General features: G+C 67.0%; 11 protein-coding genes. 7 read left to right on the top strand and 4 right to left on the bottom strand.

The window, feature by feature from the left end; translation table 11 throughout:
• Positions 1-11: 11 nt before the first annotated feature.
• Positions 12-203, bottom strand: coding sequence for a ferredoxin (locus NL241_RS03375; protein WP_487694227.1), 192 nt, complete (start codon positions 201-203; stop codon positions 12-14).
• Between the two features lie 188 nt (positions 204-391).
• On the opposite strand from NL241_RS03375, the gene NL241_RS03370 reads away from it, so the two are divergent.
• Genes NL241_RS03370 through NL241_RS03345 form a run of 6 tightly spaced genes read left to right on the top strand, consistent with a single transcriptional unit; the run spans position 392 to position 7,613 of the window.
• Positions 392-1,573 (top strand): acyl-CoA dehydrogenase family protein, encoded by a 1,182-nt coding sequence (locus NL241_RS03370; protein ID WP_487694226.1) that lies wholly within the window; start codon positions 392-394, stop codon positions 1,571-1,573.
• An 11-nt stretch (positions 1,574-1,584) separates the two neighbouring features.
• The gene (locus tag NL241_RS03365; RefSeq protein WP_494396769.1) at positions 1,585-2,682 is read left to right on the top strand and encodes an acyl-CoA dehydrogenase family protein; all 1,098 of its coding nucleotides are present in this window, start codon (positions 1,585-1,587) and stop codon (positions 2,680-2,682) included.
• A 3-nt stretch (positions 2,683-2,685) separates the two neighbouring features.
• Positions 2,686-4,227 (top strand): long-chain-fatty-acid--CoA ligase FadD17, encoded by a 1,542-nt coding sequence (fadD17, locus tag NL241_RS03360; RefSeq protein ID WP_494396768.1) that lies wholly within the window; start codon positions 2,686-2,688, stop codon positions 4,225-4,227.
• A gap of 1 nt (position 4,228) precedes the next feature.
• Positions 4,229-5,779 carry an FAD-binding protein gene (locus NL241_RS03355; protein WP_494396767.1) on the top strand — a complete coding sequence of 517 codons (1,551 nt, stop codon included), beginning with the start codon at positions 4,229-4,231 and terminating at the stop codon, positions 5,777-5,779.
• Positions 5,776-6,906 (top strand): 3-ketosteroid-9-alpha-monooxygenase, oxygenase component, encoded by a 1,131-nt coding sequence (locus tag NL241_RS03350; RefSeq protein WP_487694221.1) that lies wholly within the window; start codon positions 5,776-5,778, stop codon positions 6,904-6,906. Before NL241_RS03355 ends, NL241_RS03350 begins: the two co-directional genes overlap by 4 nt.
• On the top strand, positions 6,903-7,613 hold the full coding sequence (locus NL241_RS03345; RefSeq protein WP_494396766.1) for a DUF6597 domain-containing transcriptional factor: 711 nt from the start codon (positions 6,903-6,905) through the stop codon (positions 7,611-7,613). The genes NL241_RS03350 and NL241_RS03345 overlap by 4 nt, the downstream gene beginning before the upstream one ends.
• Here the strand turns inward: NL241_RS03345 and NL241_RS03340 are convergent.
• Positions 7,550-7,945: a VOC family protein gene (locus NL241_RS03340; RefSeq protein ID WP_487694218.1), complete on the bottom strand. Its 396-nt coding sequence runs from the start codon at positions 7,943-7,945 to the stop codon at positions 7,550-7,552. The genes NL241_RS03345 and NL241_RS03340 overlap by 64 nt on opposite strands.
• Before the next feature lie 58 nt (positions 7,946-8,003).
• Positions 8,004-9,560, bottom strand: a complete 1,557-nt coding sequence (locus NL241_RS03335; RefSeq protein WP_494396765.1) for an acetolactate synthase large subunit — start codon at positions 9,558-9,560, stop codon at positions 8,004-8,006.
• Positions 9,561-9,610: 50 nt separating this feature from the next.
• On the opposite strand from NL241_RS03335, the gene NL241_RS03330 reads away from it, so the two are divergent.
• Positions 9,611-10,702 (top strand): DNA alkylation repair protein, encoded by a 1,092-nt coding sequence (locus NL241_RS03330; protein ID WP_494396764.1) that lies wholly within the window; start codon positions 9,611-9,613, stop codon positions 10,700-10,702.
• Between the two features lie 5 nt (positions 10,703-10,707).
• Here NL241_RS03330 and NL241_RS03325 read toward each other — a convergent pair whose 3' ends face one another.
• Entirely contained in the window at positions 10,708-12,198 is a 1,491-nt protein-coding gene (locus NL241_RS03325) for an arylsulfatase (protein ID WP_494396763.1), read from the bottom strand.
• Positions 12,199-12,262 lie beyond the last annotated feature (64 nt).

Here is a 12,262-nt window from a genome sequence, read left to right as displayed (position 1 = left end):
TACGAATACCTCTAGTCTTTGCGGATCAGGGCGGCGCGTGGGCATTCGGCCACCGATTGCTCGGCCAGATCCTCCTGGTCGGAAGGAATCTCGTCGACTTTCATCACGGCGTAGTCCTCGTCGTCCAGGTCGAACAGATCCGGCGCGATTCCCACGCACACGGCGTTACCTTCGCAACGATCACGGTCAACTTCAACCCGCATGACACCCTCCTCGCGACCCATGGGTCCTCGCATTCCGGCGGCCCGGCCCGGTGATGCGATCACAATACGACCCAACCGGGCGCCAGACCGGCGAAGCCAACCTGGACCCCAAGACTAGAACGTGTTACAACGAGGATGATAAACCGGAGCCCGGAAGCAGACGTACTCGACCAGTGAGGAAGTGGGCCATGCGCATCGGCTACACCCCCGAGCAGGAGGAATTGCGCCGCGAATTGCGGGCGTACTTCACCGCGCTCATGACTCCGGAGCGGGCCGAGGCGCTGGCCTCCAACGACGGGGAGATGGGGCGCGGCAACGTCTACCGCGAAACCGTCGCGCAGATGGGCAAGGACGGCTGGCTCACGCTGAACTGGCCCAAGGAATACGGCGGCCAGGAACGCACGCCGATGGAGAGCCTGATCTTCAACGACGAGGCCGCCATCTCCGGAGTCCCGGTGCCCTTCCTGACCATCAACAGTGTGGCGCCGACGATCATGCACTTCGGCACCGAAGAGCAGAAGAAGTTCTTCCTCCCCAAGATCGCCGCCGGAGAGTTGCACTTCTCGATCGGTTACTCCGAGCCCGGCGCGGGCACCGACCTCGCGTCGCTGCGCACCACCGCCGTCGCCGATGGCGACGACTACGTCATCAACGGCCAGAAGATGTGGACGTCGTTGATCGCGTACGCCGACTACGTATGGCTGGCCGTCCGGACCAACCCGGAGGCCAAGAAGCACCGGGGTATCTCGATGCTCATCGTCCCGACCACCGCCGAAGGTTTCTCCTGGACGCCGGTGCACACCATGTCCGGTGTCGACACCAGTGCCACCTACTACCAGGACGTGCGCGTACCCAAGTCCGCACTTGTCGGCGAGGAGAACGCCGGCTGGAAACTCGTCACCAACCAGCTCAACCACGAACGGGTGGCGCTGGTCTCGGCGCAGCCGATCTACGTGGCGCTGAGCGGCGTGCGCGAGTGGGCGCAGAACACCAAGGACATCCACGGCAAACGGCTCATCGACTCCGAGTGGGTGCAGCTCAACCTGGCCCGGGTGCATGCCAAGGCCGAGGTGCTCAAACTCATCAACTGGGAGCTGGCGTCAGCCTCCGATTCCGCACCGTCACCGGCCGACGCCTCGGCCGCCAAGGTGTACGGCACCGAACTCGCCACCGAGGCCTACCGGCTGTTGATGGAGGTGCTCGGCACCTCGGCGACACTGCGCGCGGGATCACCCGGTGCGCTGCTGCGCGGGCGCATCGAGCGCATGCACCGCTCGGCGTTGATCCTGACGTTCGGCGGTGGCACCAACGAGATCCAGCGCGACATCATCGGCATGGTCGCTCTCGGCCTGCCCCGAGTGAACCGGTAGGAGGAGCTCGCATGGATTTCTCGACCACGGAAGCCGCCGACGACCTGGGTGGACTGGCCCGCACCATCACCGAATCGGTGTGCACCCCCGAACATCAGCGTGAACTCGATGGACTGGAGCAACGGTTCGACAAGGAGTTGTGGCGCAAGTTGATCGACGCGGACATCCTGTCCACGGCGGCCCCGGAAGACCTGGGCGGCGGCGGGTTCGGAGTGCTCGAGCAGGTGGCCGTGCTGGTGGCGCTCGGCAGGCAGGTCGCCGCCGTCCCCTATCTGGAGTCGGTGGTCCTGGCCGCGGGAGCGTTGGCGAAGTTCGGAACCGAGGCGCTTCACCAGCAGTGGGCGGCGCCGGCGGTCCAGGGCCAGAAGGTGCTGACCATCGCTCCCGACGGTGACATGGGTGAAGGCCCGGTGCAGGCGGCGGTCACCGACAACGGGTATCGCCTGACCGGCGCCCGCACCCAGGTGGCCTACGGCCCGGTGGCCGACGCCTTTCTGGTTCCGGCCGAAACCGGCTCCGGTACAGCGGTTTTCCTGGTGGCCGCCGACGATCCCGGGGTCACCGTCACCTCGCTGGAGACCACGGGCCTGGGCAGCGTCGGACATCTCGAACTCAACGGTGTCGAGCTGGGTGCGGACAGGTTGGTAGGCGATCAGGAGGTGCTGGACTGGTTGCGCACCGGGGCACTGCTGGGACGCAGCGCCTTCCAGCTCGGCGTCCTCGAACGGGCGCTCGAACTGACCGCTTCCTACGCCCGCGAGCGTGAGCAGTTCGACCGCCCGATCGGCAGTTTCCAGGCGGTGTCCTCGAGGTTGGCCGACGGATACATCGACATCAAGGGGCTGCGCCTGACGCTGACCCAGGCGGCGTGGCGGCTGTCGGAGGATCTGCCCGCCGAGATCGATGTCCGTTCGGCCGCGTTCTGGGCTGCCGAAGCGGGACACCGTGTTGCGCACACCACTGTTCACGTACACGGGGGCGTGGGCATCGACATGGACCACCCGGTGCATCGGTACTTCCTGGCGGCCAAACAAACAGAATTCGCTCTCGGCAGCGCCACCGGCGCACTGTTGGCGATCGGCCGCGAACTGGCCGACACTCCCGTCTAGGCGATGACCGAGTCCACTCGAGGCCCTACCGTCACCGGCCTGCTGGCACCGCTGGCGGGTGTGGAGGACCGGGGTGTGTCCGCCATCGCGGCAGACACCGTCTCCTTCGTCTCCTGGCGCGAGCACATCCAGGCCGGCGCCGACCTGGCCGCGGCGTTACGGGCCAGGCTCGACCCCGGGAAACCTCCTCATATCGGTGTGTTGCTGGGCAATACACCGTTCTTCTGCACGGTCCTGGTGGCGGCGGCCCTCGGCGGGCTGGTGCCGGTGGGGCTGAATCCCACTCGGCGCGGGGCGGCCCTACAACGCGATATCGACCACGCCGACTGCCAGTTCGTGCTGGCCGACCACGCCAGCGCGCAACCCGGTATCCAAGCCCTGGATGTCGAATCCGATTCGTGGAACGCGGAATTGGCTTCACACCGGGGAGCGCCGGTCACCTTCCCGGCGGTTGATCCCGACGACTTGTTCATGCTGATCTTCACCTCCGGCACCAGCGGCGACCCCAAGGCGGTGCGCTGCACCCACGCCAAGGTGGCGTTCCCCGGAGTGATGTTGGCCGAACGGTTCGGGCTGGGGCCGCAGGACACCTGCTATCTGTCGATGCCCCTCTTCCATTCGAACGCGATCATGGCCGGCTGGGGCCCCGCGGTGGCGGCGGGCGCCTCGATCGCGTTGCGGCGCCGCTTTTCGGCATCACAGTTCTTGCCCGACGTGCGCCGCTTCGGCGCCACCTACGCCAACTATGTGGGTAAACCGCTGTCGTACATCCTGGCCACGGAACCTCGTGACGACGACGCCGACAACCCGTTGCGTGTCGCCTACGGCAACGAGGGCGCCCCGCGTGACCTCGACCGGTTCGCGCGGCGTTTCGGTGTGCAGGTGGTCGACGGGTTCGGCTCCAGCGAGGGCGGAGTGGCGATCGCCCGGACCCCCGACACCCCGGACGGCGCCTTGGGGCCGTTGGCCAACGGAGTGTCGATCGTCGACGTCGACACCGGTGAACCCTGCCCGCCGGGTGTCGTGGGTGAACTGGTGAACCTCACCGGTGCGGGACAGTTCATGGGCTACTACAACGATCCCGACGCCGAGGCGCAGCGCATGGCCGGGGGGATCTACCACAGCGGCGACCTGGCCTACCGCGACGAGGCGGGGTTCGCGTATTTCGCAGGCCGCCTTGGTGATTGGATGCGCGTCGACGGCGAGAACCTGGGCACAGCGCCCATCGAGCGGATTCTGGCGCGCTACCCCGGCGTCGTCGAAGCCGCCGTGTACCCCATACCCGACCCGGACGTGGGTGATCAGGTGATGGCGGCGCTGGTGCTGTCTGCTGATGCCCCGTTCGACGTCGAGGACTTCCACACGTTCCTGTCCAGCCAGAGCGACCTCGGGCCCAAGCAGTGGCCGTCCTACATCCGGATCGCCCAACGCCTGCCCCGCACCGAGACCTTCAAGATCCTCAAACGGCAGCTGTCGGCAGAAGGTCTGGACTGCGCCGACGCGGTGCACACGATCAGCCGTCCCAGCCGCCGGGCGCCGGTCTGAGATGGCCGACTGGCACGAGCACTGCGATGTCCTGGTGGCCGGCTCCGGCGCCGGCGGTGTGACCGGCGCCTACACGGCGGCCCGTGAAGGCCTCGAGGTGACATTGCTCGAAGCGACCGAGAAGTACGGTGGCACAACGGCATACTCCGGCGGCGGCGGTATGTGGTTTCCCGCCAACGCGGTGTTACAGAGAGCCGGCAGCGACGACACCATCGACGACGCGCTCGAGTACTACACGGCGGTCGTCGGTGACCGGACCCCACGCGCCCTGCAGGAGGCCTACGTCCGTGGGGGCGCCCGCCTGATCGACTACCTCGAGACCGATGAGCTGTTGAAGTTCCAGGTGCTGCCCTGGCCTGACTACTTCGGCGCGGCCCCCAAAGCTCGGGCCGACGGTATGCGGCACATCGCCGCAAAGGCGCTGCGGGTCTCGGTCGCCCCCGATCTTCGCGAGTTGGTGCGTGGACCGCTGGACACCGACCGACTGGGAGCCGCCGTACCGGAGGACTACTACGTCGGGGGACGCGCCCTCATCGCACGATTCCTGGCGGCAGCGCGCCGATTTCCGAACAGTTCGGCACGGCTGAACACCGAGTTGGTCGAGTTGGTGGTCGACGACGGTGCGGTGGTCGGTGCGGTGGTGGACTCCGGCGGGGAACGTCGCGCGATCCACGCCCGCCGCGGGGTACTGCTGGCCGCGGGCGGTTTCGAACACAACGAGGCGATGCGCGCACAGTACGGGGTGCCGGGTTCGTCACGGGACACCATGGGGCCGTGGGGGAATCGCGGCTCGGCGCATCTGGCGGCAATCGCGGCGGGCGCGGATGTCGATCTGATGGAACAAGCCTGGTGGTCGCCCGGGCTCACCCACCCTGATGGTCGCTCCGCTTTTGCGCTGTGGTTCACCGGCGGCATCTTCGTCGACGACAACGGGCGCCGGTTCGTCAACGAATCGCTTGCCTACGACCGACTGGGCCGCGCCGTGGTTGCGGCGATGGCCGACGGATCGGTGACCCTGCCGTACTGGATGATCTACGACGACACCGAAGGTGTTGTGCCCCCGGTGAAGGCCACCAACGTGTCCATGGTCGCCCCTGAGCAGTACGTCGCTGCCGGGTTGTGGCACACCGCGCACAGTCTCGACGAGCTCGCCACCCGGATAGGGGTACCGCCGGCCAATCTGGTGCAGACCGTCGACCGGTTCAACCAGTTCGTCGCCCAAGGTGTGGACCGCGATTTCGGCCGCGGTGACGAACCGTATGACCGTGTCTTCTCGGGCGGGGCCTCACCGCTTCACCCGATCACCAAGGCCCCGTTTCATGCGGCGGCGTTCGGGCTCTCGGATCTGGGCACCAAAGGTGGTCTGAGAACCGACGACGTAGGACGGGTGCTGGACACGACAGGCACCGTCATCCGCGGGCTGTATGCGGCCGGCAACACCATGGCAGCGCCGAGTGGGACCACCTACCCGGGCGGCGGAAATCCGATAGGTACCAGCATGGTCTTCAGCCACGTGGCCGTGCTCGACATGTCAGAAGGGTTCGGGCGATGACTGATATCCGCGAGATCGACACGGGCGCGGCGATGACGCGCTTCGCACGAGGCTGGCACTGCCTGGGTCTGGCCGAGGACTTCCGCGATGGAAAGCCGCACGGCATAGACGCTTTCGGAACCCGCCTCGTGGTGTTCGCCGATAGCACCGGCGCGTTGCAGGTGCTCGACGGCTACTGCAGGCACATGGGCGGTGACCTCGCCCACGGCTCGGTCAAGGGCGATGAGGTGGCCTGCCCGTTCCATGACTGGCGTTGGGGTGGTGACGGCAAGTGCAAGCTGGTGCCGTACGCCAAGCGCACACCCCGGCTGGCGCGCACCCGCAGCTGGCCCACCACCGAGGTCAACGGTCAGCTACTGATGTGGCACGACCCCGAAGGCTCGACTCCCGCACCGGAACTGACTCCTCCCACCATCGAGGGGTACGACGAGGGCCGGTGGTCGCCGTGGCAGTGGAGTTCGGTGCTCATCGAGGGTGCGCACTGCCGCGAGATCGTCGACAACAACGTCGACATGGCGCACTTCTTCTACATCCATCACGCCTACCCGACATACTTCAAGAACGTCATCGATGGCCACACCGCCAGTCAGTTCATGGAGTCCAAACCGCGGCCCGACTACACCGCAGACCCCGACAAGCTCTGGGAGGGAACATATCTGCGCTCCGAGGCGACCTACTTCGGGCCGGCCTACATGATCAACTGGCTGCACAACGACCTGGGCCCTGGATTCACCGTAGAGGTCGCCTTGATCAATTGCCACTACCCGGTGACGCACAACTCGTTCACGCTCCAGTGGGGCGTGTCCGTGCAGGCGATGCCGGGGCTGCCCGCGGACAAGGCGGCCAAACTGGCCGCCGCGATGAACCGGTCGTTCGGGGACGGGTTCCTCGAGGACGTCGCGATCTGGAAGAACAAGACCCGCATCGACAACCCGTTGCTCACCGAAGAGGACGGCGCGGTGTATCAGCACCGCCGCTGGTACGAGCAGTTCTATGTGGATGCCGCCGACGTCACCGCCGAGATGACCGATCGGTTCGAGCAGGAGGTCGACACCACCCACGCCTATGACATCTGGCAGCAGGAGGTTCAGGACAACCTCGCGAAGCGGGTTAATGTCGAAGTGTGAGTTATCGCGAGCTGCCACCACCGGCACCGCTGCGCGAGCTGGCTGAATGCATCTGGGTTTCGGACGGTGCCCGGCGCGCACGGGTGCTGCCGGACGGCTGTATGGATCTCATCACGCTCGACGGTGAAGTGGTGGTCGCCGGGCCCGACACCACTGCGCACCTGAGTCGGCAAGACGAAGCCGCGGCAGGTATCCGGTTCCGGCCGGGGGCACTCCCCCGGCTGCTCGCGGTGCCGGCCGCCGACCTGCGTGACCGACGGGTCCCGCTGCGGGACCTGCGACCCGAGTTGTCCGGGGCGCCTCCGCTGACGGCCGCACTGCGGCTGTTGGATTCGGAGACGTCCACGACCACCTCGCCCTGGTCCCTGGCTCTGCTTCGTGAGGTCACCGCGCGGCTGGCCGCTGGGACCCCGGTGCGCGCCGTGGCCGAGGACGCCGGTTACTCGGCCCGCAACCTGCAACGGCAATGTGGCGCGGTGTACGGCTATCCCCCGGCGACACTGCGGCGCGTTCTGCGGTTCCGCCGGGCGTTGACCATGGTGCGTGCGGGTGTGCCGGCCGCGGACGCGGCGGCACGCGCGGGTTATGCCGACCAACCGCACCTCCACCGGGACGTACGCGATCTGGCGGGAGTACCGCTGGGTCAGCTCGCCAATGCGGCGAACAGATCCACGGACGTACCGTCCGGGTCCTCGACCGTCGCGTAGCGCTGACCCCACGGCGCGTCGAACGGCTTCAACATGCCGGCGTGCCCGGCGGCGGTCAGCGTCGTGAACAGTGTGTCCACCTCCTCCGGAGTGGCCACCCCGAAGGCCAGCGCCACCCGTCCCGCCGACTCCGGGGCCGTCCACCCCGGATGCATACCGGCGATCACCTCTTCGGTGTCGAAGGCCAGTTTGTTGCCGCCGGGCAGCGCCACCTCGACGTGTGGCCCGTCGGCGGCGGGCACGTCGAGGCCGAGCAGCCGGTAGAACTCCAACGCCCGCTGCAGGTCGCCGGTGACGATCTCGAACACCACTGATGTCGGTTGAATGCTCATGGACTCCACGCTAGGCAGGCCAGACGCCGCCGTCGTGAACAAATCGGACAACCCGTCGTCAGCCCAGCAGGGACGGAACCATTGCCTCGATCAGATGCGGTCCGGGCTCGTCGAATGCCTTCTGCAGAGCGGCGACGAGTTCCTCGCCGGTGGTGACCCGTTGCGCCGGGACCCCCATGCCCTGGGCGATCGACACGAAATCCAGTGTGGGACGGCTGATGTCGAGCAGGTCGCGCGCTTTGGGTCCCGGGGCGTCCGCAGCCTCGGCGCCGACACGTTGCAGTTCGACCCGAAGGATGTCGTAGACCCCGTTGTTGTAGACCACGGTGGTGATGTTCAGGTTCTCCCGGGCTTGGGTCCACAACGCCGTTGCGGTGTACATGGCCGAGCCGTCGGCTTGCAGCGAGAGCACCGGGCGGTCCGGAGCGGCGATCGCGGCGCCGATCGCCGCGGGCAATCCGTACCCGATAGCGCCACCGGTCAGGGTCAGCACGTCGTGTGCGGGCGCGCCGGCGGTGGCGGCGGGCAGTCCGACTCCCCCGGTGTTGGCCTCGTCGACGATGATCGCGTTCTCGGGGAGCAGCGCGCCGACGGCCTCGGCCACCTTCATCGCGTTCAGCTCGCCGGTGGGGGCGGCGGGACGAGTTGATGCGGCCACCGGCGGTTCCACGTCCGCCGCGATCTCGTCGGCCAGCGCCGACAACGCCGCAGCCGCGCCGGCGTGGCCTGCCAGCACGTGCACATGGCAGCCGTCGGGCACGAGGTCACTTCGCCTGCCGGGGTAGGCGAAGAACGACACCGGGGAACTGGCGCCGGCGAGGATCAGATGCTGCGCACCTGCCAGCTGAGCTTCGGCCGCCTCGGCGAAATAAGCCAGGCGCTCGACGGGCGGGATGCCGGCCCCGCGCTCCAAGCGGGTGGGAAACGTCTCGCACAGCCACCGTGCTCCGGACGCGGATGCAACACGCGCCGCCGCGGAAAGTCCGGGCAGCCGGTTGGCGTCACCTCCGGTGAACAGCACAGTCGGGGCACCGGAGCGCAGCACGTGCGCGGCCGTGGCCACCGCGTCGGCGTCGACGGATTCGACGGAGGTGAGCGCACCGCGCGCGGTCACTGCCGCACCGCCGGTCCAGGACACGTCCGCGGGCAGGATCAGCGTGGCGACCTGCCCGTTGCGCGCGGCCGCGACCGCCTCGGCCGCGTCGCGGGAGACCGTATCCGGACTGGTGCATCGTTTCACCCAGCCGGACACATTGCTCGCCAGCGCCTCGATATCCGATTCCAGCGGCGCGTCATAGTCCTTGTGGGTCAACGCATGGTCACCGACCACCACCACGAGCGGGACCTTGGCACGGCGCGCATTGTGCAGGTTGGCGATCGCATTGCCCAGCCCAGGCCCGAGATGCAGCAGCACCACAGCCGGCTGTTCGGCGATCCGGGCGTACCCGTCGGCGGCCCCGGACGCCACCCCCTCGAACAGCGCCAACACCGCCCGCATCTCGGTCACCGAATCCAGCGCCGCCACGAAGTGCATCTCCGATGTGCCGGGATTGGCGAAGCAGACCCCGACACCGCCGTCGACGAGAGTGGTCAGCAGGGCCTGGGCTCCGTTCACGGGAGCCAACATACCGGCGCGCTGTCACAGCCCGTCGCTACCATCGCGCCATGCCCTTGGCCGAAGAGCTCATCAACGAGGCGACGGCGGTCGCGTTGGCCGGCGCCGTGGAACAGGCCACCGGCACCGCTGCGGCGAGCCTGCGCGCAGCGAGCACCGCCCTGGCACCGTTGCCGTTGCGGGCCCGCTCCGACCTGCTCCGCGATGCCCTACTCAACGATGTTCCCGGCGACTTCGCTGCGTTGGCCGCGGCGGTGCGCGCCTGCGCGCCGTCGTTGACCGGCTGGATGGTCTGGCCGGTCACCACGGCCGTCGCCGAGCGCGCCGTGTCCGATGCCAGCGCAGCCGCCTTCGATGACGCCATGGGGTTGCTGGCCGAGCTGACGGGCCTGCTGACCGCGGAGTTCGCCATCCGCCCACTGCTGCGCCATGACGTCGACCGGGCGCTGCCCATCGTCGTCAAGTGGACCGCGTCGTCCGACCCCGCCGTCCGTCGCCTCGCCTCCGAGGGCACCCGCCCGTATCTGCCGTGGGCCACCAGGGTCCCGCAGATACTCAGCGCACCGGGTGTCATGGTGCCCGTGCTCGATGCGCTGTACCGCGATCCCGACACCGCGGTCCGCCGTTCGGTGGCCAACCACCTCAACGATCTGAGCCGCGATCACACTGATCTGGTGGTCGACACCGCGGCCCGCTGGCTTGCGGCACCGGATGACAACACACCGGCCTTGGTGCGTCACGCTTTACGCACCCTGGTCAAGCGCGGCGAACCGAAGGCTCTGCGGCTCTTGGGCTTTGGTGCGGCGACAGTGACCATCGACGGACCCGTACTGAGCCGGTCCCGGGTGCCGTTCGGCGCGGACGTCGAACTGCGGGCCACTGTTCGCAACGACGGCGAGGAATCCGCCCGGCTGGCCATCGACTACGCCGTCCACCATCGCAAGGCCAACGGGGCCCAGGTGGCGAAGGTCTTCAAGCTGACGACCAGGACCCTGGCCCCCGGCGAAGCGGTGACGGTGACGAAGGTGCATTCGTTCCGGCCGATCACCACCCGCAGGTACTACCCCGGCGCACACGCAGTCGATATCCGGGTCAACGGGATCACTTCGGCGTCAACCGAATTCGATCTACTGCCGGACTGACCGCCTCAGGAGTCCGGGATACCCGCCTGCAGTTTGGCCATCACCTGTTGCAGGTTGAAACTGGCCGACTTCTGTCGCTGCGGGAACTCGACGAGTGTCTGCAGCATCTGACTGACGTAGACCTGTGCCGGTGTGAAGACGAAGACCCGGTCGAGCACCCAATCGAAGTAGGTGTTGGACGTGATGTCGGCACGTTCGTAGGGATCGGTACGCAGGTTGAACAGTTTCGGCGCTCGAAGTTCGGTGTACGGCTCGAGCCAGATCCTCAGGGTGCCGGTGGCCCTCTGTTCCAGGAACACGATCTTCCAGTTGTCGTACCGAAGCCCGGTCAGATCACCGTCGTCGGACACGTAGAAGAAGTGCCTGCGTGGGCTCTTGTCGACCGCGCCGGTGATGTAGTCCAGCTGGTTGTGCCCGTCGAGGTGCACCTTGTAGGTGGTTCCCCCGAGGTCGGTCCCCTTCTTCAACCGCTCGGCGATGTCAACGTCGCCGGCCGCGGCCAGCAGCGTCACGAACCAGTCGTTGTGACTGACGATCCCATTGAGCACTGAGGCTGCGGGGATGCGCCCCGGCCAGCGCACCAGGGCCGGAACTCGGTAGGCACCTTCCCAGTTGGAGTTCTTCTCATTGCGAAACGGCGTCATGCCGGCGTCGGGCCAGCTGTTCATGTGGGGTCCGTTGTCGGTGGAGTACATGACGATGGTGTCGTCGGCTATACCCAGCTCATCCAGGGTGTTCAGCAGGTCGCCGACGATATCGTCATGGTCGAGCATGGTGTCGTGGTACTCGGACTGGCCTTCGCCCGCGCGCCCGATACTCTCCGGCTTGGGGTGGGTGCGGAAGTGCATGTGCGTGGAGTTGAACCACACGAAGAACGGCGTCTGCGCCTCATGCTGTCGTTTGATGAAGTCGATTGCGGCGTCACGGAATTCGTCGTCGCAGGTCTCCATGCGCTTCCGGGTCAGCGGACCGGTGTCCTCGATGCGCTGGGTGCCGTCGCCGTTGGCCCAGGTGTGCAAGACACCACGGGGCCCGAACTTCTTGCGGAATTTGGGGTTCTTCGGGTAGTCGACGTTCTCCGGCTCCTCTTCGGCGTTGAGGTGGTACAGGTTGCCGAAGAACTCGTCGAAACCGTGCATGGTGGGCAGGAATTCGTCCCGGTCGCCCAGATGGTTCTTCCCGAACTGACCCGTGGCGTAGCCCTGGGCCTTCAGCGCCGTGGCAATGGTCGGGTCTTCGGCCTGCAGACCCACGGGTGCACCCGGCATTCCCACCTTGGTGAGGCCGGTACGGTACGGGTTCTGCCCGGTGATGAAAGCGGCTCGCCCTGCGGTGCAACTCTGTTCACCGTAATAGTCGGTGAACAGCGCACCCTCGCGTGCGATTCGATCGATGTTGGGTGTTCGGTACCCCATCAGTCCGTTGCTGTAGCAGCTCAGATTGCTCTGACCGATGTCATCGCCCCAGATGATGAGAATGTTCGGTTTGTCGCTCACCGCGGCGCTCCTTCAGGACGGGCGCCATCTGCTGGATGCCCACGACGCGGGATGTTAGTCGGCT

This window comes from Mycolicibacterium sp. SMGY-1XX (assembly GCF_059132455.1).
Note: the sequence above shows the minus strand (reverse complement) of the source record. Positions and strands in the feature narration are given on the sequence as shown.